At 56.2% G+C, this 26787-nt stretch carries 28 protein-coding genes, 1 tRNA gene and 1 pseudogene; 20 read left to right on the top strand and 10 right to left on the bottom strand.

Annotated elements, in window-relative coordinates; genetic code table 11:
- Positions 1 to 5: 5 nt before the first annotated feature.
- Together pepD and AC2FGC_RS01545 are read right to left on the bottom strand one after the other, a co-directional pair.
- Positions 6 to 1466 (bottom strand): beta-Ala-His dipeptidase, encoded by a 1461-nt coding sequence (gene pepD / locus AC2FGC_RS01550; protein ID WP_496781321.1) that lies wholly within the window; start codon positions 1464 to 1466, stop codon positions 6 to 8.
- Between the two features lie 64 nt (positions 1467 to 1530).
- A pseudogene (locus AC2FGC_RS01545) lies at positions 1531 to 2832 on the bottom strand (purine-cytosine permease family protein).
- A 174-nt stretch (positions 2833 to 3006) separates the two neighbouring features.
- Between AC2FGC_RS01545 and AC2FGC_RS01540 the strand changes: the two are divergent.
- On the top strand, positions 3007 to 3573 hold the full coding sequence (locus tag AC2FGC_RS01540; RefSeq protein WP_496722843.1) for a TetR/AcrR family transcriptional regulator: 567 nt from the start codon (positions 3007 to 3009) through the stop codon (positions 3571 to 3573).
- 725 nt (positions 3574 to 4298) lie between these two features.
- Here AC2FGC_RS01540 and AC2FGC_RS01535 read toward each other — a convergent pair.
- Positions 4299 to 4388, bottom strand: a tRNA-Ser gene (locus AC2FGC_RS01535).
- Between the two features lie 123 nt (positions 4389 to 4511).
- Here AC2FGC_RS01535 and AC2FGC_RS01530 point away from each other — a divergent pair.
- The 10 genes from AC2FGC_RS01530 (at position 4512) to AC2FGC_RS01485 (ending at position 12451) form a co-directional block, all read left to right on the top strand.
- Entirely contained in the window at positions 4512 to 5354 is an 843-nt protein-coding gene (locus tag AC2FGC_RS01530; RefSeq protein ID WP_282168326.1) for a DUF2059 domain-containing protein, read from the top strand.
- A complete protein-coding gene (locus AC2FGC_RS01525; RefSeq protein ID WP_496722845.1) occupies positions 5354 to 6154 on the top strand; it encodes a DUF2059 domain-containing protein in 801 nt (266 codons plus the stop codon). Before AC2FGC_RS01530 ends, AC2FGC_RS01525 begins: the two co-directional genes overlap by 1 nt.
- A gap of 208 nt (positions 6155 to 6362) precedes the next feature.
- Positions 6363 to 6974: a 50S ribosomal protein L21 gene (locus AC2FGC_RS01520; protein ID WP_282118448.1), complete on the top strand. Its 612-nt coding sequence runs from the start codon at positions 6363 to 6365 to the stop codon at positions 6972 to 6974.
- 11 nt (positions 6975 to 6985) lie between these two features.
- Positions 6986 to 7255, top strand: coding sequence for a 50S ribosomal protein L27 (rpmA, locus tag AC2FGC_RS01515; protein WP_058271644.1), 270 nt, complete (start codon positions 6986 to 6988; stop codon positions 7253 to 7255).
- A gap of 84 nt (positions 7256 to 7339) precedes the next feature.
- Complete coding sequence (locus AC2FGC_RS01510; RefSeq protein ID WP_496722846.1) at positions 7340 to 7840, top strand: GNAT family N-acetyltransferase; 501 nt, start codon at positions 7340 to 7342, stop codon at positions 7838 to 7840.
- Positions 7837 to 8445, top strand: a complete 609-nt coding sequence (locus AC2FGC_RS01505) for a LysE family translocator (protein ID WP_496722849.1) — start codon at positions 7837 to 7839, stop codon at positions 8443 to 8445. Before AC2FGC_RS01510 ends, AC2FGC_RS01505 begins: the two co-directional genes overlap by 4 nt.
- A complete protein-coding gene (locus tag AC2FGC_RS01500) occupies positions 8442 to 8978 on the top strand; it encodes a GNAT family N-acetyltransferase (RefSeq protein ID WP_496722851.1) in 537 nt (178 codons plus the stop codon). The genes AC2FGC_RS01505 and AC2FGC_RS01500 overlap by 4 nt, the downstream gene beginning before the upstream one ends.
- Positions 8979 to 9015: 37 nt before the next feature.
- Positions 9016 to 10050 carry a GTPase ObgE gene (obgE, locus tag AC2FGC_RS01495; protein ID WP_496722853.1) on the top strand — a complete coding sequence of 345 codons (1035 nt, stop codon included), beginning with the start codon at positions 9016 to 9018 and terminating at the stop codon, positions 10048 to 10050.
- Positions 10038 to 11144, top strand: a complete 1107-nt coding sequence (gene proB, locus AC2FGC_RS01490) for a glutamate 5-kinase (RefSeq protein WP_496722855.1) — start codon at positions 10038 to 10040, stop codon at positions 11142 to 11144. Before obgE ends, proB begins: the two co-directional genes overlap by 13 nt.
- A gap of 44 nt (positions 11145 to 11188) precedes the next feature.
- Positions 11189 to 12451, top strand: a complete 1263-nt coding sequence (locus AC2FGC_RS01485) for a glutamate-5-semialdehyde dehydrogenase (RefSeq protein ID WP_496722858.1) — start codon at positions 11189 to 11191, stop codon at positions 12449 to 12451.
- Here the strand turns inward: AC2FGC_RS01485 and AC2FGC_RS01480 are convergent.
- Positions 12448 to 13044 (bottom strand): histidine phosphotransferase family protein, encoded by a 597-nt coding sequence (locus AC2FGC_RS01480; RefSeq protein ID WP_496722860.1) that lies wholly within the window; start codon positions 13042 to 13044, stop codon positions 12448 to 12450. The genes AC2FGC_RS01485 and AC2FGC_RS01480 overlap by 4 nt on opposite strands.
- Positions 13045 to 13088: 44 nt before the next feature.
- Here AC2FGC_RS01480 and AC2FGC_RS01475 point away from each other — a divergent pair, with 44 nt between their 5' ends.
- The 5 genes from AC2FGC_RS01475 (at position 13089) to tsf (ending at position 16888) form a co-directional block, all read left to right on the top strand.
- Complete coding sequence (locus AC2FGC_RS01475) at positions 13089 to 13271, top strand: DUF3553 domain-containing protein (protein ID WP_058271637.1); 183 nt, start codon at positions 13089 to 13091, stop codon at positions 13269 to 13271.
- Between the two features lie 98 nt (positions 13272 to 13369).
- Positions 13370 to 14125, top strand: a complete 756-nt coding sequence (olsB, locus tag AC2FGC_RS01470) for an L-ornithine N(alpha)-acyltransferase (protein ID WP_496722862.1) — start codon at positions 13370 to 13372, stop codon at positions 14123 to 14125.
- Between the two features lie 4 nt (positions 14126 to 14129).
- Positions 14130 to 14966, top strand: coding sequence for a lyso-ornithine lipid O-acyltransferase (olsA, locus tag AC2FGC_RS01465; protein ID WP_496776851.1), 837 nt, complete (start codon positions 14130 to 14132; stop codon positions 14964 to 14966).
- Between the two features lie 166 nt (positions 14967 to 15132).
- Positions 15133 to 15936 (top strand): 30S ribosomal protein S2, encoded by an 804-nt coding sequence (gene rpsB / locus AC2FGC_RS01460; RefSeq protein ID WP_496721825.1) that lies wholly within the window; start codon positions 15133 to 15135, stop codon positions 15934 to 15936.
- 76 nt (positions 15937 to 16012) lie between these two features.
- A complete protein-coding gene (tsf, locus tag AC2FGC_RS01455) occupies positions 16013 to 16888 on the top strand; it encodes a translation elongation factor Ts (protein WP_108858613.1) in 876 nt (291 codons plus the stop codon).
- Positions 16889 to 17256: 368 nt separating this feature from the next.
- Here tsf and AC2FGC_RS01450 read toward each other — a convergent pair whose 3' ends face one another.
- The 3 genes from AC2FGC_RS01450 to AC2FGC_RS01440 all read right to left on the bottom strand — a co-directional run bounded on the left by AC2FGC_RS01450 (position 17257) and on the right by AC2FGC_RS01440 (position 19586).
- A complete protein-coding gene (locus AC2FGC_RS01450; protein ID WP_496722870.1) occupies positions 17257 to 18012 on the bottom strand; it encodes a LuxR family transcriptional regulator in 756 nt (251 codons plus the stop codon).
- Positions 18009 to 18458, bottom strand: coding sequence for a type II 3-dehydroquinate dehydratase (gene aroQ, locus AC2FGC_RS01445; RefSeq protein WP_496722872.1), 450 nt, complete (start codon positions 18456 to 18458; stop codon positions 18009 to 18011). Before aroQ ends, AC2FGC_RS01450 begins: the two co-directional genes overlap by 4 nt.
- A gap of 126 nt (positions 18459 to 18584) precedes the next feature.
- Positions 18585 to 19586 (bottom strand): NADPH:quinone oxidoreductase family protein, encoded by a 1002-nt coding sequence (locus AC2FGC_RS01440; RefSeq protein ID WP_496722874.1) that lies wholly within the window; start codon positions 19584 to 19586, stop codon positions 18585 to 18587.
- Between the two features lie 134 nt (positions 19587 to 19720).
- Between AC2FGC_RS01440 and AC2FGC_RS01435 the strand changes: the two genes are divergently transcribed.
- Positions 19721 to 20539: an SDR family oxidoreductase gene (locus AC2FGC_RS01435; protein ID WP_496722876.1), complete on the top strand. Its 819-nt coding sequence runs from the start codon at positions 19721 to 19723 to the stop codon at positions 20537 to 20539.
- 23 nt (positions 20540 to 20562) lie between these two features.
- The gene (locus AC2FGC_RS01430; RefSeq protein WP_496722878.1) at positions 20563 to 21588 is read left to right on the top strand and encodes a phosphotransferase family protein; all 1026 of its coding nucleotides are present in this window, start codon (positions 20563 to 20565) and stop codon (positions 21586 to 21588) included.
- Between the two features lie 8 nt (positions 21589 to 21596).
- On the opposite strand, the gene AC2FGC_RS01425 is transcribed toward AC2FGC_RS01430, so the two are convergent.
- Positions 21597 to 22205 (bottom strand): 2-hydroxychromene-2-carboxylate isomerase, encoded by a 609-nt coding sequence (locus AC2FGC_RS01425; protein ID WP_496722880.1) that lies wholly within the window; start codon positions 22203 to 22205, stop codon positions 21597 to 21599.
- 196 nt (positions 22206 to 22401) lie between these two features.
- On the opposite strand from AC2FGC_RS01425, the gene AC2FGC_RS01420 reads away from it, so the two are divergent.
- A complete protein-coding gene (locus AC2FGC_RS01420; RefSeq protein ID WP_496722882.1) occupies positions 22402 to 23631 on the top strand; it encodes a serine hydrolase domain-containing protein in 1230 nt (409 codons plus the stop codon).
- Positions 23632 to 23680: 49 nt separating this feature from the next.
- The gene (locus tag AC2FGC_RS01415; RefSeq protein WP_496722884.1) at positions 23681 to 24571 is read left to right on the top strand and encodes an acyl-CoA thioesterase; all 891 of its coding nucleotides are present in this window, start codon (positions 23681 to 23683) and stop codon (positions 24569 to 24571) included.
- Here AC2FGC_RS01415 and AC2FGC_RS01410 read toward each other — a convergent pair.
- Both AC2FGC_RS01410 and AC2FGC_RS01405 read right to left on the bottom strand, forming a co-directional pair.
- Positions 24547 to 25314 (bottom strand): SDR family oxidoreductase, encoded by a 768-nt coding sequence (locus tag AC2FGC_RS01410; protein WP_496781320.1) that lies wholly within the window; start codon positions 25312 to 25314, stop codon positions 24547 to 24549. The two genes, AC2FGC_RS01415 and AC2FGC_RS01410, sit on opposite strands and share 25 nt — an antisense overlap.
- 120 nt (positions 25315 to 25434) lie before the next feature.
- On the bottom strand, positions 25435 to 26664 hold the full coding sequence (locus AC2FGC_RS01405) for an acyl-CoA dehydrogenase (RefSeq protein WP_496781319.1): 1230 nt from the start codon (positions 26662 to 26664) through the stop codon (positions 25435 to 25437).
- Positions 26665 to 26787 lie beyond the last annotated feature (123 nt).

Genomic DNA, 26787 nt, shown 5'->3' with positions numbered 1-26787 from the left:
GTTCCTTATGCTGAAGGGAGTTTGGCGAGCGTTTTTTGCAGAACTGCCCAGACTTTCTGGACCGAGCTGATCTGCACTCGTTCATCGGTGGAATGAGCGCCCTGAATGTTTGGCCCGTACGAGATCATTTCGGTGGCCGGGAAGGTCTGAGACAGAATACCGGTTTCCAACCCGGCATGAATTGCGATCACTCCGGGCTTCTCGCCTTGCTGGGAGTGGTAGGCGTTCGACATGAAATGCAACAGCGCGCCATCGGCCTGAGGTTCCCATCCCGGCGCTTCATTGGCCGTCCAGATTTGCGCCCCGGTTCCACCGACGCTGTCTTTCACCCGTTCAATGACCTTTGGTTTGTGGGCTTCGACGCAGCTACGGGCCAGGCAGGTGACCTGAAACCGGCCTTTTTCCGCGACGGCGATAGACAGGTTGTTGGAGGTCTCGACCAGATCGGGCACGTCGTCGCTCATCGAATGGACGCCGCTGTTCACCCGGCCAATTGCAACCAGAAACTCGGCCTGGAACGCAGGGGTAAAGCCGCGCTCGGCAGTCTCATGTACCCGGTTGCACCGAATGCGGGCATCGGGTTCGCGAGGCACGAACGGTGCCACAAGATCCGGCAAGCCGTGAATAGCCTCCTGCAACGCAGTCTCACTGCCTGGGGTAACCGCAAAATGGGCCTTGGCACGGCGCGGGATGACGTTGGCCACGCCTTCGCCGCCGAACCACGTGACCGTCAAGGGCACGGCTGCGTTAAGTCGAACCAGTGCCTCTGCCAGAACCTTGATAGCGTTCATGCGATCCAGATGGATGTCGAGGCCGGAATGTCCGCCGAGGCCACCCCGCACCTGAATCTCATAGAGATGCGCGTCACCATTCAGCGGCTGCTGATCATATCGGCCCTCGGCCAGGATATCGACGGCACCGGCGCACCTAATGGTCAACTCGTGATCGCTCTCCATATCCAGATTGATCAGATAGGGCGCAGTCAACTGGTCGGCTGTCACCGCCTCGGCTCCGCTCATGCCGACCTCTTCGTCGACGGTGAACAAAGCCTCAATCGCCGGATGTGCCATCTGGGACGAGGCCAGAACGGCCATTGTCAGGGCGACGCCGATACCGTTGTCCGCCCCCAATGTCGTACCCCGAGCGGTCAGCCAGTCGCCGTCCACCACCAATTCAATGGGATCGCAGTCAAAGTCGAAACCACGCCCTTCTTCCTGCTCCTGCACCATATCCAGATGGCATTGCAGAGCGACCGTCGGGCGATCTTCCATCCCACGGGTCGCGGGTTTGCGGATGATCACGTTGCCGGTGGCATCGACACGGGTATCCAGATCCAACGCCAGACCAAATCCGCGGACAAAAGCGACCGCCCGCTCTTCCTTGCCTGATCCGCGCGGGATCTGGCTGAGACCTTCGAAGTGCCGCCAGACTGCGTAGGGCATCAGCCCTGAAAGGGACGTGGGCATTGTCATTGCTCCTTGAAAAGGCCCGCGCGAGGCGCAGCAGCCGCGCACGGGCAGTCGGGGAGGGTTAACCTGTTTTGCGCAGAGCCTTCGCCAACACGAAGTACAGCACTGCTGTGGCGACCAACGCATCGATCGCGGACAGGCCGGTCAGCGTCAGATAACCATTTTGCGTGACGTAGCCGAGTACCGAGCCTGCGGCCCACGCGATCAATGCTGGCCAACCGATAGCCGGAGTGCTTTCCAGCTTGTTCAGGCCATAGTCCCGGTCATTGACCAGGAAGAAGTCGACGGCATAGACGCCGACCAGCGGTGTCACGCAAACCCCGATAAACAGCAGGAAGTCCGAGAAATAACTGGCGAACCCGCCCACGGCGGCAATGGTTGCGATGATCGCGCCGAAGACAGTGATCTTCCAGCTTGAGGTCTTTGTTGCGAATGTCGGCAGCGTCAGGGTCGAGGAATAGAGGTTGGTGATGTTCGTCGACCAAGTGGCGAAAACCAGAACGAACAAAGCGGCACAGACCACACCCATTCCAGCCATGATAAGGATCAGGTCGGATTCACCAGTGCGAACCGCAGGGATCGCCGCCATCAGGGCAACCATAGGGAAAGTGAAGCCAAGTCCCACAGCTGATGCAATCAGACTTTCCCGGTCGTTAGGGCAATACCGCGTGAAATCCGGCATCAGCACAGCTGCAATCACGAACAGGCCGATCACAGTCGAGATCAGCGAAATCTCACTCTCGGTTGTTGCCGTGCGGGTCCAGTCCAGCGCGCTGTCGGCATTGCCGGTGGCTTGGAACGCGACTTAGATCATGAACGCCGCCAGCAACGGTACCGAGAAACGCGAGAATTTCTCGATCATCTGAAAGCCAAAGATCGTTGTGATCGTCATCAGGACCGAACCAATAAAGGTCGCGACTTTCACGTTGAAGTCGATGTTGAGCATTGTCTTGAGGGCTTGCGAAATCGCCACGCCGAACTCTTCGCAGGTCACCGCGTACCAACCCAACAGGATCAGGGCCATCAACAGGTTCACCAGCTTTGCGCCGGTTTGACCAAACGAGAATTGCAGGATCATGTAGGTCGACAGGCGCGAACGTGCACCGACGATTCCCGAAAAGATCGAAATGATCGCGACAATCCAGCTGCCAACCCAGAAGGCAAAGTTGGCGCTGCCCAGTCCATTATCTTGAGCCAGCCAAGAGCTGTAGGCCAGCACCGGAAGCGTGATGCCGATTGCACATTGGATAACTGCGATCTGGATGCCGCGTGTATTCACGTCCGCCGGAACCGGTTCGCGGGTGTAATCTTCGGTGAGTTTTTCGAGGCGCGACACCTCAAGCTGAATATCCGAATTTGACATCTGTCCCTCCCTATTGGCCCGGCTTCTTACGCGTGGCTCTATTCCCTAATACCATTAGCCTAACATAATTAGGTTACGTATCCTAACGAAATTAGGTACCGTGGCGAAGCGCTCTGCCCACAGGCGCGACCCGTTTGAAGCGGATATTCAAAAGAAACAGACGAAAAGTTGATTATGATTCAGAAGAAAAACTCCAAAGATCATATACTTGATGTTGTTGAACGCCTGAGTGCCGAGGTGGGCCCCCAGCGACTGCAGCATGCCTTGATCGCCAAAGAGTTGGGGATCAAACCACCTTCTCTTTACGCCCATTTTTCGAGTATGCAGGCGATACTCGAAGCAGTGACGCGCCGAGGCTTAGGCCAAATTCTTCTGTGTTACGACAACGTGGACGAATCACTTGGCGCAATGCAAGCGCTGAACTTCATTCAAGGTCGTCAGGTCGATTTGTTGGTTCAACGCCCTGGCATTGCGCGGCTTGTCTTACTGGACCTCAGTCAGCCCGGCGGCACTGAGGCGATTGGCTGGCAGACACCCGAAATTGTACGCATTACAGAAATCGAACGAGAGCTGTTTCAAAGGGCTGTGGCAGACGGAGACCTCCCGGATGCAGATTTCTTTCTGTGGTTCAGTCAGCGCATGGGAGCACTCTATGTGTCATTGTCATATGAATGGCTTCGTCTCGGTGCTTTGGACCCTGAACGAATTGAAATGCTGAAACACAGTCTGGCACAAAAGTAGCACGTTAGGTCGGGTTCAGCGGAACTTAAGCAGGTTAGAGCGTTAGGGTGATTTGAATGCAGGCGAACCGGTCCGGATGGATGGCCCCATCGTAGCATCCAGCAGTTTCAAATGACGACAGCAAGATGCGGAGGGTACTTAGCCTTTGGTAAGGGTCTACAAGAGTACAGTCGTTCTCTACCGCTGGTGTTCCCAAAAGTCCTTACTTAACCTGACAGTATGATTAGATCGAGTATTGCAAGTGATCCAAACACCAGTGTCGCCCGGGACTTCGACGGATTTCTCAACCGCAACATTGGAGACGGAAGGTTCGTATGGGCGGATACATTTGAGATGGACATAGGGCTTTCGCTCGAACAAATAACAACAAAGATCTTCCGTAGTGGGTTCGACGACATCATTACTGGCACGGTCGATTTGCGCGTTAGGGTTCAAGAGTGGGCGCGCGGAGTTGGCTATCCCATCAAATTTCAAGGAAAGAACCCATTCGGCATGTGCGGATGTTTGGAATCTGCGCTGCCTTCGCGGCCATCGAGGTCTGCGGTGCCCCATGGCGACTACCGATGCTCTCGCGCCAAGATTTGAACCCAAGAAATGGCATAGTTGGTGCAAACGAAACCCGAAATGTTGTCATAGTATGACATGTTGCGGCAGCGCAAAGTGGTTTAACGGCGTCCCTCGTGGGAGCAGAAAGCCTGGGAATATCTTTTATTTTTGATAGGTAGTGGCGGAGAGACAGGGATTCGAACCCTGGGTGGGCTTGCACCCACAACGGTTTTCGAGACCGCCCCGTTCGACCACTCCGGCACCTCTCCGCGGGGGTCTGTGAGGGGGGGATTTAGTGAGGAACGCGCGGGGGTGCAAGCAGAAAATTCCTGAAAATGACAAAGGCGGGATTTTCCGTTGCCTGACGCGGTATTTCCCCTAGGCTCATAGGTATGACATATCCTTTACGCCAAACTATCCTGCCGCTATTCGCCGCCGTTCTGTTCGTGATTTCCGGGTCGCAGCAAGCATTTGCTGCCGGACGGGATCGGATCGAAGCCTTTTTGACAACAACCGGGTTCGACGTTGCACTTGAAAGCATCGCTCTGGCCTCGGCCTCAGCCCCGCAAATGTTGGGGATCGATCCTGATGGGTTTGGGTCCGACTGGACACGCCTGACCGAAGAGGTCTTTGATACCAAGGAAATGCGCGAAACAGCCGTGTCTATTCTGGAACAAACGCTGAGCGACGAGGCGCTAACCCATGCGGTCGAGTTTTATGCATCCGATCTTGGGCAACGGCTGGTCGAGTCCGAGAATGCATCGCACATGGTTGAAGATGACGATGCCAAGCAACTGGAAGGGCAGAAAATCGTCTCGGACCTGATCAAGGGTGGATCGAAACGGGTCGAAAATCTGAAACGCATGAATAATGCAATTGATTCCAGCGGGACGGCATTGCGTGCGCTGCAGGAAATTCAGGTGCGCTTTTTGCTCGCTGCCAGCGCCTCGGGGGTGATCGACTTGCAACTGGGCGCGGATGAGCTGCGTCAGATGATGAAGCGCAATGAGACCGGCATGCGACAAGCTTTGCAGCTGTCCGCGCTTGCCGGGGCAGCCTATACCTATCAGGACTTCTCGGATTCTGAGGTCGTCGCCTATGCTGAGGCGCTGGAACAACCTTTGATGCAAGAAGTCTATGAGCTGCTGAATGCCATTCAATACGAAATCATGGCCATGAAGTTTGAAGACCTGGCCGCGCGGATGGCGGAACTGCACCCGGCCCAGGATATTTGATGCGCCTGATCGCTGCTTGTTTTGCCGTTTTGCTGTCAGCCATGCCGCTGGCGGCGTCCGAGCGGGTTGAACGCCTCATGCTGGCACTTCAATTGGAACAGGTCGTCGATATCTTGCGCGACGAAGGGTTGGCTCAGTCCAAAGGCCTGAACGACACATTTCTGGGTGGTGACGGCGGGCCGCTCTTCGATGATCAGGTGGACGAGATTTATGATCCGGAGTGGATGCAGGAACAGATTTCCGGGACCTTCGAGACAAGCCTGACAGCTAGCCAGATGGATCGCGCCATCCTGTTCTTTGAAAGTGATGTCGGGCAAACCGTTATAACTCTGGAAAACTCGGCCAGAAAGGCCTTTGCAGATGAAACTATCAAAGACATGGCGCGTGAAAACTATCTGAACGGGGCAGGCGGCACCCAACTTTACCGGCTGGTCGGCGAGTATATCGAGGTCAATGACCTTATCGAAAAGAACGTACAAAGCTCGCTTAGTTCGGATTATAACTTTTTTCGCGGCCTCAGCGCGGATGCCGGAACCAGCTCGGAAGATATTCTGGCGCAGCTCTTGTCGGACAAGGACAGGCTTGCCGAGGAAAACCGCATCTGGTTGTATTCCTTCCTTCTGGTAGCCTATCAACCGCTCGATGAGGCTCAGATGCGGGAGAACATTGCTTTTTCCCGAACTGAGACCGGGCGCGCCGTAAACGAGGCCTTTTTCGATGGTTTCGATAAGATGTATGACCAGATCTATTTTCAACTGGGACAGGCGGTCTCACGGGCGCTTGGCGCATCGGATCTTTGATCCTGTATTTGATGTTGACTTTGCCGATCAATCTATGGATAAGCGCGCATCCCGGCCGGTTTTCCGCGCCGGGTGTCGTTATTATTGACCCTAGGACCTTGTCCCACGGGTCGTCACACAGCCCGAAAAGGGCGCGCTGTTCGAGGTGGCGAAAGCCAAAAACGCCCGGTCGGGGACCATAGAACGCGATTAGACAAAGGAAAGACGCATGTTTGCGGTCCTCAAGACTGGCGGCAAGCAGTACAAAGTTCAAGCGGGCGATATCCTCCGCGTTGAAAAATTGGCTGCCGACGCAGGTGAAACAGTTCAATTCAACGATGTTCTGATGCTGGGCGGCGACGCTCCGGTTGTTGGTGCACCGTTCGTCGCAGGCGCAGGCGTTCAGGCCGAAGTGATCGAACAGATCAAAGGTGACAAGGTCATCAACTTCGTAAAACGCCGTCGTAAGCACAGCTCGAAGCGTACCGTTGGCCACCGTCAGAAACTGACTCTGGTCAAGATCACCGACATTTTGGCGTCAGGCGCCGACAAGTCGGGCATCAAGGCTGCAACCGGTTCGGCGCCGGCTGGCGAAGCTGCCCCCGTGGCAAAAAAGCCTGCCAAGAAAGCTGAAGCCAAAGCAGAGGCACCTGCCGCTGCCGCTGACGATCTGACCCAGTTGACCGGTGTCGGCCCCGCCGCTGCCAAGAAGCTGGCCGAAGCCGGTATCGAGAGCTTTGCCGCTCTGGCCGCCTTGTCGGACGATCAGATTGCTGCTATCGAAACGGTCAAAGTGAAACCCGAATGGGTTGAGCAGGCCAAAGATCTGGCTAAAGGCTAAGGAGAGACAGAATGGCACATAAAAAAGCTGGCGGTTCCTCCCGTAACGGTCGCGACTCAGCTGGTCGCCGCCTTGGCGTGAAACTGTATGGTGGCCAGGCCGCCATTTCAGGCAACATCATCGTGCGTCAGCGCGGCACCAAGTTCTGGCCGGGCGAAGGCGTAGGCATGGGCAAAGATCACACCATCTTTGCAACTGTGGATGGCGCCGTGAAGTTCCACAAGGGACTGAAAAACCGCACCTTTATTTCGGTCCTGCCAGTGGCGGAGGCCGCAGAGTAAGCCGAAACCCAGAAGGTTTAAGAAAATTTCATGGGGGACCGGCAGAAAGTGCCGGTCCCCTTTCTCGTTTTCAGGAGCGGTCCCATGACCGAAGTGATAAAAACAGAGCGTCTTGTCTTACGTCGGTTTCGGCGTGAGGACTCGTCGCGTCTTGTCACTCTTCTGAACGATCTGGACGTGGTGCGCTGGTTGACGGTTGTACCGCACCCCTATGAGAACGCGCATTCGACCGAATTTGTGGACGAGATGGCTGCCGAGCATGATGCCTTTGCCATTACTCGGGAAGAGAACCTTATCGGCTGCATCTCGACCGGATCACAGCTGGGGTATTGGGTTGCCAAAGCGTTCTGGGGGCAAGGTTATGTGACCGAAGCCTCCCGCGCGATGATTTCGAGGTTCTTTGCGGCTGATCAGCAGAAACTGACCTCGGGTTATCATGTCGGTAACGAACGGTCCAAGGCGGTTCTGTCCAAACTTGGGTTCAAACCAAATGGCCAGCATCGTGCGACGGTGCAGTCGACCAACGAAGATGTGATAATTCAGGACGTTCTGCTGCGTCGTGCGGGCTGGGAGGCGATGCAATGACCGTTGCAACCACCAGTTTCCTAATCTTCGCAGCCTCTCAGGTCGGAACGCCCGGTCCCGCCAATATGGTCCTGCTGGGTACAGGTGCACGCTATGGGTTTCGGGCGGCTCTGCCGTTTGTGGCCGGTGTGATCCTGGGCAAACAGCTGATCATCTGGCCCGTTGGTTTTGGTCTGTTGCAACTCGCAGATCAGGCACCGATTGTCTTTACGGTCCTGAAATACGCCTCGGCGGCGTATATCTGCTGGTTGGCCTGGAAGATCGCCAATCTGCGTCTTTCGCGCAGTGAAACTGTGGGAGACGTGCCCGGTTTTTGGGCGGGGCTGATCGTTCATCCCCTTAACCCGAAGGCTTGGGCCATGATCATAGCCGGATTTACCGGGTTCGTTGCGGTTGGCACGCCCAGCTTTAACGCGACGTTCACGATCGCTCTCTGTTTATTGCTTTGCCAGATGGTTTTACACCCGATCTGGACATTTGCCGGAGATAGAATTGCCCACGTGGTTGAAGGTCGGCCCGTGGAAAAATATCTGATGTGGACGTTAGCGAGTCTCACTGTTGCGTCCGTATTTTTTGTGTTGTTCGGAGGAGGAACGCACTCATGAAACTCGAGACAATAATAAACCAGCCGGTCCTCGAAACCGAGCGGTTCGATCTGCGCCCATTGCGCCGGTCGGATATGGGTCTCATCGAGCATTATGCAGGCGATGAGCGCGTGGCACGTATGACTACGTCGATCCCGCATCCGCTGCCACCGGGGTCGGTCGAGGCGTTTGTGACGCGTTCGATGGCTGAAGACCGGGATGAGGACGTCTGGGCGATGGACGCCACCAAAGATGGTGGGCCGGAACTGATTGGTCTGATTTCGCTTACACGGCTGGATCGCAATCAGTCCGAAGTTGGCTATTGGGTGGCGCCTGTTTACTGGAATACAGGCGTAGCCTCACTGGCCGTCGAGGTGTTGGTGAAAGCTAACCCGCTTGAAAATTCGAATTTGTTTGCCAGCGTGTTTCAGGACAATCCTGCCTCGGCCCGGGTTCTGACCCATTGTGGGTTCCAGTATCTGGGTGATGCCGAAAGTTACTCGGTGGCGCGCGATGCGAATGTGCCCACCTGGACATATAGTAAAAAACTCTGACTTGTGGCCGATGGGGCCTTTGCAGTAGGGGACACACATGAAATTTCTCGATCTTGCAAAGGTCTACATCCGGTCAGGGGCCGGCGGTGGCGGGTGCGTCAGCTTTCGGCGTGAAAAGTACATTGAATACGGCGGTCCCGATGGCGGTGACGGCGGTAAAGGCGGTTCGGTCTGGGCCGAAGTTGTGGATGGGCTGAACACCCTGATCGACTTCCGCTATCAGCAGCATTTCTTTGCCAAAAACGGCCAACCCGGTCGTGGTCAGCAGCGCACGGGCAAGGATGGTGACGATATCATCCTGCGTGTGCCTGTTGGGACTGAGATTCTGGACGAGGACGAAGAGACCGTCATCTGCGACCTGACAGAGGTTGGGCAGCGTGTTCTGCTGGCCAAGGGCGGCAATGGTGGCTTTGGCAACCTGCACTTCAAATCGGCAACCAATCAGGCTCCGCGCCGGGCTAACCCCGGTCAGGCAGGGATCGACCGCACGATCTGGCTGCGGCTGAAGCTGATTGCGGATGTGGGTCTGCTTGGCATGCCCAATGCTGGTAAATCGACTTTTCTTGCGGCCACATCGAACGCGCGACCCAAGATTGCTGACTATCCGTTCACGACCCTGCATCCCAATCTTGGTGTGGTCGGTGTCGACAATGTAGAATTCGTGGTCGCGGATATTCCCGGCCTGATCGAAGGCGCCCATGAGGGACGCGGGATCGGTGACCGATTCCTTGGCCACGTGGAACGTTGCGCCGTTCTGCTGCATCTGGTCGATGGCACCTCGGAAACCGTCGCCGAGGATTACCGCACCATCATTCATGAACTCGAAGCTTACGGCGGTGAACTGGCTGAAAAGCCCAGGATCACAGTTCTGAACAAGGTCGATGCGCTGGACGAAGAGGAACAGGCGCTGCAACGGGCCGAGCTGGAAGAGGCTGTTGGTGGCCCTGTGATGACCATGTCTGGCGTCGCGCATCTGGGCGTAACCGAAGTGTTGCGCGCCTTGCGTGCCCAGATCGACGAAAACCGTCTGCGACAAAAACCCGTTGAGGAGACCAAGTCTTGGCAACCCTGACCGCAGCACGCCGATTGGTGGTCAAAATCGGCTCTGCCTTGCTGGTGGACCGCGATACCGGGTTGCTGAGGTCGGATTGGCTGCACTCGCTGGCCCAAGACGTGGCCTGGCTCAAAGGGCAGGGGACTGACGTCATTTTGGTCTCGTCGGGCTCGATTGCGTTGGGACGCGGCGTTTTGGGCCTGCCCATGGCGGACTTGCCGTTGGAACAATCTCAAGCCGCCGCTGCTGTTGGCCAAATTCGGCTGGCGCGGGCCTATGAAGAGGCCCTGACGCCGCACAAAATCACAACCGCGCAAGTTCTGGTAACGCTGGAAGACAGCGAAGACCGGCGGCGGTATCTGAACTCTCGCGCGACGCTGGAAACGCTGCTGAGTTTGGGCGTGGTTCCGATTGTCAACGAAAACGATACAGTTGCCACGGATGAGATCCGGTATGGCGACAATGATCGCCTTGCGGCGCAGATCGCGGTGACAGTTGGGGCCGATCAATTGATCCTGTTGTCGGATGTCGACGGATTCTACACCGGAAACCCAAGTGAAGACGAAAACGTCAAGCGTTTCGATGTGATTGAGACCATCACGCCCGAGATCGAAGAGATGGCAGGCGATGCTGGTTCCGGCCTGTCCAAAGGAGGGATGAAGACCAAGCTGCTGGCCGCCAAGATGGCAACTGCTGCCGGTTGCGATATGGCGATCACCGAAGGTTCGACGCTGAACCCGTTGAAATCGCTTGAAGAAGGTGCCAATTGCACCTGGTTCACAGCAACTCTGGACCCGCATGCCGCGCGCAAACGCTGGATTTCGGCCATGAAACCGCGTGGTGAAATCGTGGTGGACGCAGGCGCGGCCAAAGCATTGGGCAATGGTAAAAGCCTGCTGCCCGCTGGAATCGTTGAAGTCACAGGCGACTTTGGGCGCGGTGACCCAGTTGCGATTATGGACCCGCAGGCACGACGGCTGGCACAGGGGCTCAGCCGATACACCGCGCAAGAGGCGGATGCGATCAAGGGACGAAAGTCCTCGGAAATCGAAGAGACGTTGGGCTATCCGGGCCGCGCCGTCCTGATCCACCGAGATGATTTGGCGCTGTAACGGCGCGATGTTAAAACGCAAAGACCGACCGAAAGGCACCTGAGATGAAGGATTTCGACAACATTCCCGCCCTGATGGCCGATCTTGGAAAACGCGCCAAAGCGGCCTCGGCCGATTTGGCCTTTGCTAGCGCCGAGCGTAAACATGCCGCCCTAATTGCTGCAGCTGACGCTGTTTGGGCCAACCGCGCAAATATCATTGAGGCCAACAAGAAAGACCTGGAGTTTGGGCGTGAAAAGGGCCTGAGCCCGGCGATGATGGACCGGCTGATGCTGGATGATGCGCGCATTCAGGGCATGGTTGATGGCCTGCGCACGGTCGCGGATCAGGCAGACCCCGTAGGCGAGGTTCTGACCGAATGGGACATGGCCTCGGGCCTGAACATCCAGCGTGTTCGAACGCCTCTGGGCGTGATTGGAGTGATCTACGAAAGCCGTCCGAATGTGACGGCGGATGCAGGCGCATTGTGCCTGAAGTCGGGGAACGCGGTGATCCTGCGTGGCGGCTCGGAAAGTTTCCATTCCTCAACCGCCATTCACGCCTGTCTGGTCCAAGGGCTAAAGGCTGCAAACTTGCCAGAAGACGCCATTCAACTTGTGCCCACGAGAGACCGCGCCGCAGTGCAAGAGTTGCTGACCCTGACCGATTGTGTGGACGTCATCGTTCCGCGTGGCGGAAAAGGTCTGGTGGGGTTGGTTCAGCGCGAAGCACGCGTGCCCGTCTTTGCGCACTTGGAAGGTATCGTGCACATCTATATCGACAAGGCTGCGGACCCCCAGAAAACGCTGGACGTCGTGCTGAACGCCAAAACCCGGCGCACTGGGATTTGTGGTGCTGCCGAGTGCTTGCTGATCCATCAGGATGTGGCTGAAACACTCGGCCGGGATATCATTTCCGCCTTGCTTGCTGCAGGCGTCGAAATCCATGCCGAAGGCGCGTTGGCCCTGGACGGCACCATTGCGGCCACGGGCGACGACTGGGGCAAGGAATTCCTCGACAGCATCATCGCGGCCAAGCCGGTGGCTGATATCGATGCAGCGATCGCGCATATCCGCCAGTTCGGCTCGAACCACACCGATTGCATCATGACCGAGGATGCTGATGCCGCTGCCCGGTTCTTTGAACGGCTGGACAGTGCGATTCTGATGCACAATGCCTCAACCCAGTTTGCCGATGGTGGCGAGTTCGGAATGGGGGCCGAGATCGGAATCGCAACCGGCAAAATGCATGCGCGCGGCCCGGTCGGGGCCGCTCAGCTGACGAGCTTCAAATATCTTGTCCGCGGCAACGGGACCGTCCGGTCTTAAAACCGGATAGCGACGCGGGTTGAGGTGGTTTCTGCCGCAACCCGCCGCCCCATGGACGCGGCCGTTTGCGGAAGTAGCGCGAATTGCACCTGCGCTGGCGTCACCTTGTTCGCAAATTGGCCTTTGGGCAGGTTCTTCCAAAGATCGGCGTCAATATTCAGCTTGTCCGCGACACCGACCACTGTCCAACTGCCACCGTTGTTTGCCACAGTGACATCGCCCCCCATCGGCATCGCGCTTTCGCAACACATCAGGGCCAGAAAGGCGAGCTTGACCTGATTGCGGGGCATGGCATCGGTCACGTGCCAGTTTACACGCACACGACCAACGCTTTCGACGTCTTTCAAAAGCTCTGTGACCTCGGCCCGACCCAACGGTTGATCGCTGGCCGACCCAAAAGCGACGCGAAAGAACCTGATCTTTGCTCCGGCGCTTCCGACGCTGCCCGAAATCAGCTCCATCTCGGGGCCCTGCATGGTTCCGACCATCTCAAGCAGTTCCAGCCCGTTGTTTATTGCGCCAATGGGGCTGATCAGATCGTGACAAATTCGCGACCCGATCAGTTCGGCCAGATTGACGTTGGTGTCGCCCATGCGTACCTCTCCTGTTGTATCTGCCGCCGGACCGGAGCCCGACCATGACAGACCTCAATGCCATACTTGCACCGGGCATGTATGTCCGCCACCCCGATTTCCCCGACTGGGGTGTCGGACAGGTGCAGTCCAACATTGGGGGCAAGATCACCGTGAATTTCCAAGAACAGGGAAAAGTGGTGATTGACGGAACCCGCATCGCCCTGACGCCCGTCTTTGATCCGTGAAACTGGTTTAAGAATGGTTAACGATGGGCCACCGCCGCGCCGGTTGCCATTTGACCAAAAACTGCGGTATCAGCGCGCAAACAAAAGCGGAATACCCGATGTCGGATGCAGGCCCTTCTTTCACCGTTAAACTTGCCGAATCCGAGGCCGAACTGCGCGCAGCCCAAAGGCTGCGATATGACGTATTCGTCCGCGAATTGGGCGGCGGCGGCAAGATGGTGGACCACGAGGCAGGGTTAGAGCAAGATCAGTTCGATCCTTATTTTGATCACATGCTGGCCTATGATGACACCACTGGCGAAGTTGTGGGCGTTTACAGGCTGTTACCGGGTGAACGAGCCATCGAGTTAGGGCAGTTTTATTCCGAGGATGAATACGACCTGACCGTGCTGAAACAAAGCGGCCGCAAATTGTTGGAGCTTGGACGTTCCTGCCTTCACCCGGACTATCGGGGCGGAACGGCGATGTACCATCTTTGGAATGGTCTAGCGGGATATGTGGCTGAGCGCGAGATTGAGGTGCTGTTCGGGGTCGCCAGCTTCCACGGCATCAATGTACAGGAATTGGCCCAGCCTTTGTCGATGTTGCACCACAATCATCTGGCCCCGCCGGACCTGCGGGTCTGGGCGCAACCCGATGTGTTTCAAAGCATGGACCTTGTCGCGCCGGATGCGCTGGATCGCCGTGGGGCGATGGTACAGGTTCCCGCGCTGATCAAGGCGTACCTGCGGTTGGGTGGCTTTGTGGGCGAGGGGGCGTTTATCGACCACGCGTTCAACACAACAGATGTTTGCCTGATCCTCGACACGGCGCGCATGAACGAGCGCCAGCGGCGTATCTACGGCGGAGCCTGATCCAGTGAACGATCCACTTTGGGACAGTGACGACGCACCAGACCCGATTGAATTGGGAATTCTGGGCTGGGTTTTGGTGATCTTGCGCGGCCTTCCCTTGGCGCTACTGGTGTTTGGCGGGCTGCTCGTTTTGTTGACCGTTCGCCTGATCGAGCGCCCGCTGTTCGGTTTACGTCGTCCGATCACTCCGTTCATTGCGCAGTTTGTCTGCCGCAATGCGCTCCGGCTTCTTGGCATCGGCTTTCGCAGCTCCGGCGAATTGATGCGCGAACGCGGCGCGGTGGTCGCAAACCACACATCATGGCTCGACATCTTTGCGCTGAACGCACGCAAACGGGTTTACTTCGTGTCCAAGGCCGAGGTGGCCAAATGGCCGGGTATCGGCTGGCTGGCCCGCGCCACGGGCACGGTGTTTATCGAGCGTGACCGCAAGAAAGCCCGCGAACAGACACTGATCTTTGAAGAGCGCTTGAAAGTCGGGCATAAGCTGTTGTTTTTCCCCGAGGGCACCTCGACCGATGGTCTTCGCGTTTTACCTTTTAAAACAACCCTTTTCGCCGCGTTCTTCTCGGATGAATTGCGGGACTTTATGTATGTTCAGCCTGTATCCGTAGTCTTTCACGCACCCAAAGGGCAGCCTGACAGGTTCTATGGTTGGTGGGGCGATATGGATTTTGCCCCGCATCTTCTCAAGACCTTGGGCGCGCGTCGGCAGGGTACGGTGGAATTGATTTACCACGTTCCAGCCAAAGTCAGCGATTTTGCCGACCGCAAGGCGTTGGCCGCACATTGCGAAGAGGCAGTGCGCCACGCGCATGCAATTGCGCGGCTTGAAAAATAAGGCCATTTGCCACTTGCACAGGACGAATTCCTACCGTATACGCGCGCCATTAAAACCCGCAGGCGGGGTTTGGGCTATTTGAGGGAGACATCCTTATCTGGCCCGCCGGTTGGAGCATCCGCTTCTTTCACCCCCGCCCAGGCGTAAACCGGAAAAGGAAAATAGCATGGCTCTTCCCGAGTTCACCATGCGTCAGCTGTTGGAAGCTGGCGTTCACTTTGGTCACCAGACACAGCGTTGGAATCCCCGCATGGGCCCGTTCATCTACGGCTCGCGCAATGGCATCCACATCATGGACCTGACCCAGACCGTTCCAATGTTGGATCAGGCTCTGCAGGCCGTTCGTGACACCGTTGCAAAAGGTGGCCGTGTTCTGTTCGTTGGTACCAAGCGTCAGGCTGCTCAGCCGATCGCAGAAGCCGCTGAAAAGTCGGCTCAGTACTACATGAACCACCGCTGGCTGGGCGGAACGCTGACCAACTGGAAAACCGTTTCCCAGTCGATCAACCGTCTGAACCAGATCGACGAAGCCATGGAAACGGGCGCCGAAGGCCTGACCAAGAAAGAGCGTCTGGGCATGGAACGTGACCAGGGCAAACTGCAGGCATCGCTGGGCGGTATCCGCGAGATGGGTGGCGTTCCTGATCTGCTGTTCGTCATCGACGTCAAAAAAGAAGCACTGGCCATCGCCGAAGCCAACAAGCTGGGTATCCCGGTTGTGGCAATTGTCGACACCAACTGCTCGCCCGATGGTGTTGATTACATCATCCCCGGCAACGACGACGCAGCGCGCGCGATCTCTCTGTATTGCGATCTGGTTGCTCGTGCCGCTCTCGACGGTATGACCGCTCAGATGGGTGCTGCAGGCGTTGACCTGGGCGCATTCGAAGAAGCACCGGTTGAAGAAGTCGTTGCGGAAGAAGCACCCGTTGCAGAAGAAGCCACGCCGGAAGCCAAAGCCGAAGCGTAAGCTGCCCGTCACGTAAATGACATATGGGGCAGGGTAGACCTGCCCCAATTCCGTTTGAATTGAGGAGAGCCAAAAGATGGCAATCACAGCAGCAATGGTTAAAGAACTGCGCGACTCGACCGGCGCAGGCATGATGGACGCGAAAAAAGCGCTGACCGAAACCGGCGGCAACATGGACGAAGCCGTTGATTGGCTGCGCACCAAAGGTCTGGCCAAAGCGGCCAAGAAATCCGGCCGTACCGCAGCAGAAGGTCTGGTTGCAGTTCACGTCAACGGTGGCAACGGTGTTGCTGTCGAAGTGAACTCGGAAACCGATTTCGTTGCGAAGAACGCCGAGTTCCAGGAAATGGTTGGCAAGATTGCTTACGCGGCAGAAGGCGTCGACAATGTCGAAGCTCTGTTGGCGGCCGATCTGGGCGGCAAGAATGTTGCTGACACCCTGACCGACAAGATCGCCACTATTGGTGAAAACATGTCGGTTCGCCGCATGGCGAAACTGTCAGGCGACACTGTTGTGTCCTACGTTCACAACGCGGCCACCAACGGCATGGGCAAAATCGGTGTTCTGGTTGCTCTGTCCGGTGGTGACGAAGTGATCGGCAAGCAGATTGCGATGCACATCGCAGCTGTGAACCCGGCGGCTCTGTCCGAAGCGGACATGGACCCAGCTGTTGTCGAAAAAGAAAAGCAGGTTCAGATGGACATCGCCCGCGAATCCGGCAAGCCGGAGCAGGTGATCGAAAAAATGATCGTTGGCCGTATGAAGAAATTCGTCGCGGAATCAACTCTGTTGAACCAGTCGTTCGTTGTGAACCCTGACCTGACCGTCGAAGCCGCTGCCAAAGAAGCAGGCGCAACCATCACCGGTTTCGTCCGTCTGGAAGTTGGCGAAGGCATCGTGGTCGAAAAAGAAGACTTCGCAGCCGAAGTTGCCAAGGCCGTACAGGGCTAAGTCTGACAGAGGCCCTGAAAGGGGCCTCAACCTGAACAGAATTAAACCGGCTACTTTCCCAGTAGTCGGTTTTTTTGCGCCTTTCGGCGTAGGAACAGATCATACACTACTATTGGAAGGATTGAGGGGCCCCGCAGATGGGGATGGTCGAGGCCCCCCAAAATTCCGACTAAGAGACGCGGACAAATAGACGCCTTTATGTCAGAGCGATCGGAGAGCTTTGGTATTGCAAAGATCCGATCAAAACGTTCCCAGGCTAAAGCCACCACTCACGGAACAATATCACTGTGCAACTGGGGCTCAGATTCGGGAAGTCATGTTTTCCTTACCCTACGTAAATTGACGCAATTTAGCGTCAAAAAAACACATCATGCTTCCATGATGAACATCTGATTTTGAAGGGATGCTTTGAGCACGGCTTGCGCTGTTGTTTCGACTGACAGAGACTCACGGGCAAGCCTCAGGTGCTTCTCAACAGTCGCCGATGTCAGTCCCATCAAAAGCGCTATGTCCTGCGTTGTCTTCCCATCGCCAACCCATTCCAGCGCCTCGCGCTGACGCTTCGTCAGAGCGCGATTGGGGGTGTTGTAGGGCAGGGTGAGAATCTTCAGATGCGCGACATTGTTCATCAACAAGATGTCATCGCCATGTTCCGCCCAGATTGCGTCGACCTCATCCTGACTAGTGTCACCACCAGCCGAAAGAGAGATCGCCCCCTTGGAGCGCATCGAAACCGAGGTGAAACTGACAGTGTATCCCGCCACAACGCCTTTTGACCTGTTGAACTCGTATACTTGGCGTTCCTGGGCGGTCATCGTGCCGTCGGAATTCATATCCTGAATCATTCTCCAACTGGCCGCGCCTTCATTGTGCAGCGCCCATTTCAGCATTGGCGCATGAAAGTACAGCCCGTCCCGCACGAAACCATCAATGTATTCTTTGCCATGGTTTGTAAGGATGGTGAAGTCTTCGGGGTCACCCAAAGACGTCTCGGTCCTGTAGCGCGTATAGCCGTATAGCAGACGGTCGAACCCGAAAATTGCCATCTGGCGGCAATGAGCGTCCCAAAGCTCTTCCAGAGTTTTGACGTAGCTGAGGAAATTTAGATACTCACCCAGCTTCATACGGACCCCTCATTTTGCAAATGCGCCGACAGCGCATCCAACGCCATCACGTAGCTCTGAAGCCCAAAGCCGCAGATCTGTCCCAGCGCGACCGGCGCCACATAGGATTTGTGCCGGAAGGGTTCGCGGGCGTGTATGTTTGACAGGTGAACCTCAACAACCGGCAGCTCGACCGAAGATATCGCGTCCATCAAGGCGACCGAGGTGTGGGTATACGCCCCAGCGTTCAGAATGATCCCACCCTGATTGCCTTTGGCCGCGTGGATCGCGTCGATCAGCACACCTTCGTGATTGGATTGCAGGTGTGATACGTCCAACCCGATCGACGCGCCGTGACTTACACAGGTTTCTTCGACCATTTTCAGCGTTGTACGGCCATAAACCTCGGGTTGTCGTGTGCCCAGCAAGTTCAGGTTCGGACCGTTCAAAATCAGAACTTTATGCATTCATTCTCCGTCCCATTACTGGTTGATAAACGTGATTAGGTATGGATGTCCACCAACCTGCGCACTCATCAGGCGAGTGTCGCGCATCGGACACCATCAAATCTTGAACTGAGCGTCGAAAACCAGTCAGGTTTCGGGCATCGTTATCACAACTTTTCCAAGAACGGTGCGGTCGTTCAGCAATGTCAGTGCCTCGCTTGCTTCCGCCAACGGAAACCGTTCGCTGATTTGCGGTTTTATCTGAGATTTGGCATATAAGTCGAACAATTCCCTGACATTTTCGGCATGGCCCTTGGGATCACGATAGACCGAAGCCCCCCAGAACACGCCAACGACCTGGCAGCCCTTCAACAATGGTAGATTGAGTGGGATTTTGGGTATTCCGGCCGGAAACCCGACAACAAGGAACCGGCCATTCCACGCCATGCTGCGCAGCGCTGGTTCGGCATAATCCCCACCAACGGCATCATAGACGACATCCACGCCATTTGCGCCCGCTATAGCCTTGATTTCACCGGAGAATGCTTTTTGCGCATCGCGGTCCATCTGACGGGAATATACGATTGTGTCGTCCGCCCCGATTTGACGGCAAAAATCCGCCTTTTCCTGAGAAGATACGGCCGCTATGACACGCGCCCCCATCGCCTTGCCCAGCTCAATGGCCGCGCTACCGACACCACCTGCGGCACCCAGCACCAAAAGCGTTTCGCCAGGCTGCAATGCGGCACGGTCCTTCAGCGCGTGGTAGGACGTGCCGTAGGTGAAAATGAAACATGCGGCGTCATCGAATGGCATCGATGTAAGGAATTTCACGGCTGTGGCCGCCTTGATCGTCAATTGCGTGGCAAAACCGCCATATCCGGTCAACGCCAGAACCCTGTCCCCAACCTCGAACCCAGTTACGCCTTCGCCAACGCCCAATACCTCACCTGCGATTTCCCCACCCGGGGCAAATGGTCTGGGTGGTTTAATCTGATACAGGTCCTGGATCATCAACGTATCGGGGAAATTGACGCCGGCAGCCTTGACCCCGATCAGCAACTCTCCCTTTCCTGGCACCGGGTCGGGCAGGGTCGTAAGTTCCAATGTATCCGGTCCGCCCGGCGCGACGCTGAGTAACGCTTGCATAATGACTGTCTTGTCCTTGTTATTCGGTTGAGAGGACCTTTGGCGCAGCGGTGAATGTTGTCAAGAATTCCGCTGGGTGCAAATCTCGCCGAAAGTAGCCACCTGTGCCACAATTCAAAACCGAGGAGCAGACCATGACCCCTGAAACCTTATTTTCGCTGCGGGGAAAAACCGCACTGGTGACAGGCGGTGCCACCGGCATTGGTCGGATGGCTGCGGAATCGCTTGTAAGGGCAGGGGCACGCGTGCTGATCGCGTCGCGCAAGGGGGAAGCCTGTGAAACCGTCGCGGCCGAGCTGAATGCTCTGGACGCGCCCGGAAGCGCCGAAGGTTTCAGCGGAGATGTCGGAACGGAAGAAGGCGTTCTGGCCATGGTCGATGAGGTCAAGAATCGCACGGATACCCTTGATATCCTGATGAATAATGCGGGCATCTCTTGGGGTTCACCGCTGGGACAGTTTCCCCATCACGCGTGGGAAAAGGTCAATTCCGTCAACGTCGCTGGTCTGTTCGAACTGACGCAGCGTCTGTTGCCGATGCTGATGAAGTCCGGAACACCTGATGATCCGGCGCGCGTGGTCAACGTTGGATCGGTAATGGGTGAGGTACCGATGGGCGACGGTGCCTACAGCTATTCCGCATCCAAAGCTGCGGTGCTGCACTTGACCAAGATTCTGGCCAAGGAATTGTCGCCCTATCACGTCACTGTTAACGCGCTTGCACCGGGACCATTCGTATCACGGATGACAGCCTTTGCGACGGCAGACGAGGGCACGCGCGAAAAGGTTGGCAAGACAGTTCCGTTGGGCCGTGTTGGTCGCGACGAGGATATCGCCGGGTGCATGTTGTTCCTGTGCGGGCGTGGCGGCAGCTATGTGACCGGAGCCGTCATCCCGGTTTCTGGGGGCCTAAACGTGGTGACCGCCGGTAATCTCTTCGCCGAAGCACTATAGGGCCGGGGGAATAGTTGTTGGAAATGCGTGATAAATCACAACTCGACCTGACGGCGCTAGACACCTATCTCAGCGCAAATTTGGACGGTTACATGGGGCCGCTGGAAGCGACGAAATTCGCCATTGGACAATCCAACCCGACTTTCGAACTGCGCACACCGTCTAAGACTTACGTGCTGCGCCGTAAACCGCCAGGCGTTTTGCTGAAATCAGCCCATGCCGTGGAACGCGAGTTTCGCGTTCAAAGCGCACTGGCCAAGAGCGCGGTTCCGGTCCCTCGGATGATGCTGCTTTGCGAGGATGACGACATCATCGGTTCGGCGTTTTATGTCATGGAACGGTTGCAGGGGCGTGTATTCCTTGAGCCGACGGTGGATGAGGCCGACAACGCAACTCGCAGTGGTGTATTCGACGAAATGAACCGCGTGCTGGCCGATTTGCATGAGGTCGATGTGGACGCGGTAGGCCTGTCCGATTATGGCCCGTCGGGCAACTACTTTGAGCGCCAAATTGCCCGTTGGACCAAGCAGTATCGCGCATCCGAGACAACGACCATCCCCGAAATGGACGCGCTTATTTCCGCGCTTGAGGGGGCCATTCCAAACGATGACGGTCAGCGAACTTTGGTGCATGGTGACTACCGCATTGATAATCTGATGTTCGAGCAAAACGGTTCGCGCTGTATTGGCGTTCTGGATTGGGAGCTGTCGACGATTGGGCACCCATACGCAGATCTGGCGGCAGTCATCATGCAGTGGCAATTACCCCCCGGAAACGAGGGGCGCGGATTGGCAGGCGTCGACCGTCAAGCCCTGGGAATACCGTCGGATCAAGAGTTTATCGGGCGATATTGCCAGCGTCGCGGTTTGCCTGGGATTGAGAATTTCGGGTTCCACCTGGCGTTCAATTTCTTCCGAATGGCCGGAATTCTACAGGGGGTGTATAAGCGCGCTTTGGACGGGAACGCATCTGATCCCAAACGCGCGCAGGTGTTTGGGGCTTATGTATCGGTGTTTGCAAAACACGGGCTTGCCGCGCTGGATTCGTAGTTCGGGTGTCAGTCCGGCGCTTTGGAAAGTTCTAGTTTCAGATTGCCCAGGCTGTTCTTGCCAAAAAACATCTCGGTGCCCACAAACATTGTGGGCACTCCGAATACGCCTCGTTTTACGGCGGCCTTGGATTGCTCTTTGAGCTGCTGCTTTATTTCGGCACCCGTCATAGCGTCGCGGATCTTGCGCGCGGGAAGTTTGTTTTCCTGCATGATATCCATCAGCACACCCAGTTCATCGACTTTTTGACCATGTACCCAGATCGCATCAAATATTGCGTTTATAAATTTGGATTCCCAGGATTTACCGGAGGCAAATACAGCACCGCGCATGGCAAATTTTGTGTTCACCGGGAAATGCGGACTCATATGAAAGCTCAATCCGCGTCTGCGAGCAAAGCGATGAAGATCATGGGTCAAATAGGCTGTTTTCTGGCGGTTTTCCGAAAATGCCTCAAACGGGTTCTGATTATGCGTCGCCTTGAATATCGTGGGCAGTAACACGGGCACATAGCTTACCCGCATGCCATTTCGGTCCGCCAGTTTGGGCAAGACCTTATGGGCTAGAAATGCGTTTGGGCTGCAAAAATCGAAAATGAAATCTATGGTCTGCGTCATTGTCTAAACTCCGATACGACGATCTGTGAAATGAACTCTGAACCACCAGACGAATCTGTAACGCGTCCAGTGTACAGGCGGGAAGGCTGGCGCGCACTGGCCGTTGGTCACGATGTGGGAAATCAGGGATTCCTCTGTCAATTCAGTGCGTAACCGGTCAAGATCAACGAAACCGCCGAGGAGGTTCGAGAAACCCATGCGCAGCCAGACGACCCTTGATCCTGCCCGCCTGAACCGAATACGGGACTGGATGCAGCGCTATGTCGATGAGCGCAAATACGCGGGCAGTTCATTACTATTGACCCACCACGGGTCCGAGGGATTTTTTCACGCCTGTGGCCTTAGAAATGTAGACAAGGACCTACCATTTCAGCGCGATACGCTTGTGCGGATCTATTCTATGACGAAACCCATCACCTCGGTTGCGGTGATGATGCTGGCTGAGCGTGGGTTGTTTCACCTCGACGCGCAACTTTCTGAATTTCTGCCTGAATTTGCTTCCGTTCAGGCTCTTGTTCCCGGGGCGGAGAGGCTGGATCAAACCGAAGATGCACCATCCCCAACACTGCATCAGCTTCTGACACATACAAGCGGATTCAGCTATCCGTTCAATCCCGGTGTTCTCCCGGCAGCGATGGATGCACAGAAGCTGATTTTTAGCCCCAATCAAGGGCCTTTGAAGGACAGGATCGGCGCACTGGCACAACTGCCATTGGCGTTCCAGCCCGGAACCCGTTGGGAATATTCAGTTTCCACTGATGTATTGGGCCGCGTGGTCGAGGTTGTGTCCGGCAAAACCTTGGATCAGTTCTTCGTGCAAGAAATCTTTGAGCCGCTTGGGATGGCCGAGACCGGATTTTCTGTGCCCAAAGGGGCAGGGGATCGGTTCGCGTCTCTCTATACGCCGTTGGCCGGGGACGCGATGGCGCTGAATTCGGCCGAGACCGGCGATGACACCCTGCGATTGACAGACGAGGCAGGCGCATCCCCATTTGAAAAGGCCACGACCTTTTCGGGCGGTGGTGGTCTGGTCAGCACGATCGACGACTACGTCAAATTCACCGAGATGATGCGAAACCGGGGGCAGGGCAACGGCCACCGCTTGCTGGGCCCAAAGACAGTCGACTTCATGCTGCAAAACCACTTGCCGGGCGATATCGCCTCGATGGGCCCGCAGAGCTTTGCCGAGCAACCGATGGAAGGCATGGGATTTGGTCTGGCCGGGTCAGTCATCATCAACCCCGGCAGAACCCGAACACCTGGATCATTGGGGGATTTCAGTTGGGGCGGTATGGCTTCGACATTCTTTTGGATTGACCGCAGCAATGATCTGTCGGCCGTATTCTTCACCCAATTGTCTCCATCCAGCTCTTACCCGTCCCGATCCGAGCTTAAGGCGCTAGTAATGGGCGCGTTGGTTGAATGACCCGCGCGGCGCTGATACGCCTTTTTCATAGCCAATCGGAGAGTCGCCAATGACCGAAGCAGAACGTGTCCTTCTTGACCTTTTGAACCTCGAAAGGCTCGAAGTGGACTTGTTCAGGGGCACAGGTTCAGGCGGCGAAACACCGACGCGAATTTTTGGCGGGCAGGTGGTGTCGCAGGCTCTGGCGGCGGCGTACCGAACTGTGGATGATCGGTTGTGCCATTCGTTGCACGCCTATTTCATTCGCCCCGGCGATCCAACTATTCCTGTTATTTATCAGGTCGATAGAGCGCGGGATGGAGGTTCATTCACAACACGGCGTGTGGTCGCGATCCAGCATGGCAAACAGATCCTGAACGTGTCGGCTTCGTTTCACATTCAGGATGAAGGCTGGGATCATCACCACGAGATGCCCCAGATGGAAGCCCCCGAAAGTTATCCATCACGCACAGAACTACGCGCGAAGTACGTGGATCTGGTGCCCAAACACCTGCGCGGAGAGTTGACACGCGAGCGACCTATCGAGGTCCGTGAGGCCAGCCATCTTGATCCGTTTACACCCGAAAAGACGGATGACAGAAATCAAATCTGGTTCCGTATGCCAGGTGCCGCGGGCGCTGATGCTGCCACTCAGCAGTTGCTGCTGACTTACGCGTCTGACATGTATCTGATGGGATCAGGTATGCGACCGCACGGCCTCAGCTGGTTTACGGGTGAAGTCAACGCGGCCAGCCTTGATCACGCTATGTGGTTCCACGCGCCGATACATTTCGAAAACTGGCATCTGTATTCGATGGAATCGCCATGGAGTGGGCGAGGGCGCAACTTCAACCGAGGGTCGATCTATGCACAAGACGGCACTTTGGTTGCTTCGGTCACACAGGAAGGCCTGATGCGCAAGGCGCAGAAGAAACTTTATTCATCGCCCGTAAATTGTTGATTTAACTTGTTCATGCCCCTAAGCCAGCTGTCGTAATCGCTGGATTTGTGCCGAATGTAATCCAACACCTGCGCATGCGGCAGCACCAGAAACTGTTCGGCTTCAATGGCTTGGACACAGGCTTGGGCCACGTCTTCAGGCTCTAGCATGCCGTCAATAGACGCTACCGAATCCTCAAAGCCGCGTGTCATTTCGGACCGAACCGCTTGCGGACATAGAACGGAAACGCGCAGGCCTTTATGGCTGTATGTCAGTGACAGCCACTCAGCAAAAGCCACGGCGGCGTGTTTGGAAACGCCATATGGTGCAGCGCCGGGCTGGTTCAAAAGTCCTGCAGCCGAGGCCGTTGTCATAAAGTAACCGCCGCCGCGCGCGATCATACGCGGAACCAGATGACGCGCGGTCCAGACATGAGACATGACGTTGATCTTCCAGATCCGGTCCCAGTCTTCGTCCGGAACGTCCAGGCCACCAAGGGTCAGGATACCAGCATTTGCACAGAACAGGTCAATCGGGCCAAACTCATCTTCGACGTGATCGATCAATGCTTTAATGCTGGCTTCGTCAGAAACATCGCATGTGACCGCGTGCCCTTTGATTTCCGTGGCCACGGTATGCGCGGCTTCGGCGTCGATGTCGGCGCATACGACCGTTGCACCTTCGCGCGCGAACCGGGTTGCCAGACCTTTTCCGATACCGTTGGCTGCACCGGTGACCACAACAGTTTTGCCATTCAAGTTCATCAGGGGCTCCGAATTGGACGATTTAAAAGGCATCGTAAGACATTGGCAATTTTGGGAAAACCGGAAACTGCCAATGCGATGTTCTTAACATAATACCGATTATGCGGTATTTGGAATATCCTAATAGAAGGCCTGAAGTCCGGTCTGTGCCCGCCCCAAAATCAACGCATGGACGTCGTGTGTGCCCTCATAGGTGTTCACAGTTTCCAGATTGACCATGTGACGGATAACCTGGAATTCCAGTGAGATACCATTGCCACCGTGCATGTCGCGGGCCATCCGTGCGATGTCCAACGCTTTGCCGCAGTTGTTTCGCTTAACGATCGAGATCATCTCGGGCGCAGCTTCTGCCTGATCCATCAAACGGCCAACGCGCAGACTGGCTTGCAGGCCCAGGGCGATCTCGGTTTGCATGTCCGCCAGTTTGCGTTGGAACAGCTGCGTCTGCGCAAGCGGCTTGTTGAACTGTTTGCGGTCCAGACCATACTGACGCGCACCGTGCCAACAGCTTTCAGCGGCGCCCATGACGCCCCAGCTGATCCCGTAGCGCGCACGGTTCAGACAGCCAAACGGACCCTTCAGGCCCTGAACATGCGGCAGCAAGGCGCCCTCGTCCACTTCGACGCCGTCCAGAACGATCTCACCCGTAATCGATGCCCGCAGGCTCATCTTGTTCTGAATTTTGGGCGCGCTCAAACCTTTGAGACCCTTGTCCAGAACAAAGCCACGGATCTTGCCGTCATGCGCGTCGGACTTGGCCCACACCACAAAGACGTCTGCGATGGGTGAATTCGAGATCCACATCTTGCTGCCGGTCAGCCGATAACCACCGTCGATCTTTTCAGCGCGGGTTTTCATGCCCGCCGGGTCCGAGCCGGCATCAGGTTCCGTCAGGCCAAAGCAGCCGATCCATTCGCCGCTGGCCAGTTTCGGAAGGTACTTCCGGCGTTGTTCTTCGCTGCCATAGGCATAGATCGGGTACATCACCAGTGAGCTTTGCACCGACATCATCGAGCGATAGCCGGAATCGACACGCTCAACCTCGCGCGCGACCAGACCGTAAGACACATAACCGCCACCAAGACCGCCATATTCTTCGGGGATCGTGGTGCCCAAAAGGCCCATTTCGCCCATTTCACGGAAGATTTCCGGGTCCGTTTCCTCGTTCTGGAAGGCCTCCAGAACCCTTGGTTGCAGCTTTTCCTGACAATATGCCTGCGCACTCGCGGCGACCATACGCTCATCTTCAGTCAGTTGATCCGCCAAACGGAACGGATCGTCCCACGAGAACGTCCCCATCTCAGGTGCGTCTTTGGCGCGCAAAGTCGGTTTGGTGTTCGGGGCGTTCATTTTGCTTCTCCGCTTAGTGAGGTTTTTTGCAAACTACCCAACCACCAGCGCAAATAACAGCCACAGTTTCGCATCGAACCATGAGTAAACCGCATAGATCAGGGCGGTGCGCCCTGCCCCAAA

The organism is Ruegeria sp. CDSC054, assembly GCF_059610645.1.
Note: the sequence above shows the minus strand (reverse complement) of the source record. Positions and strands in the feature narration are given on the sequence as shown.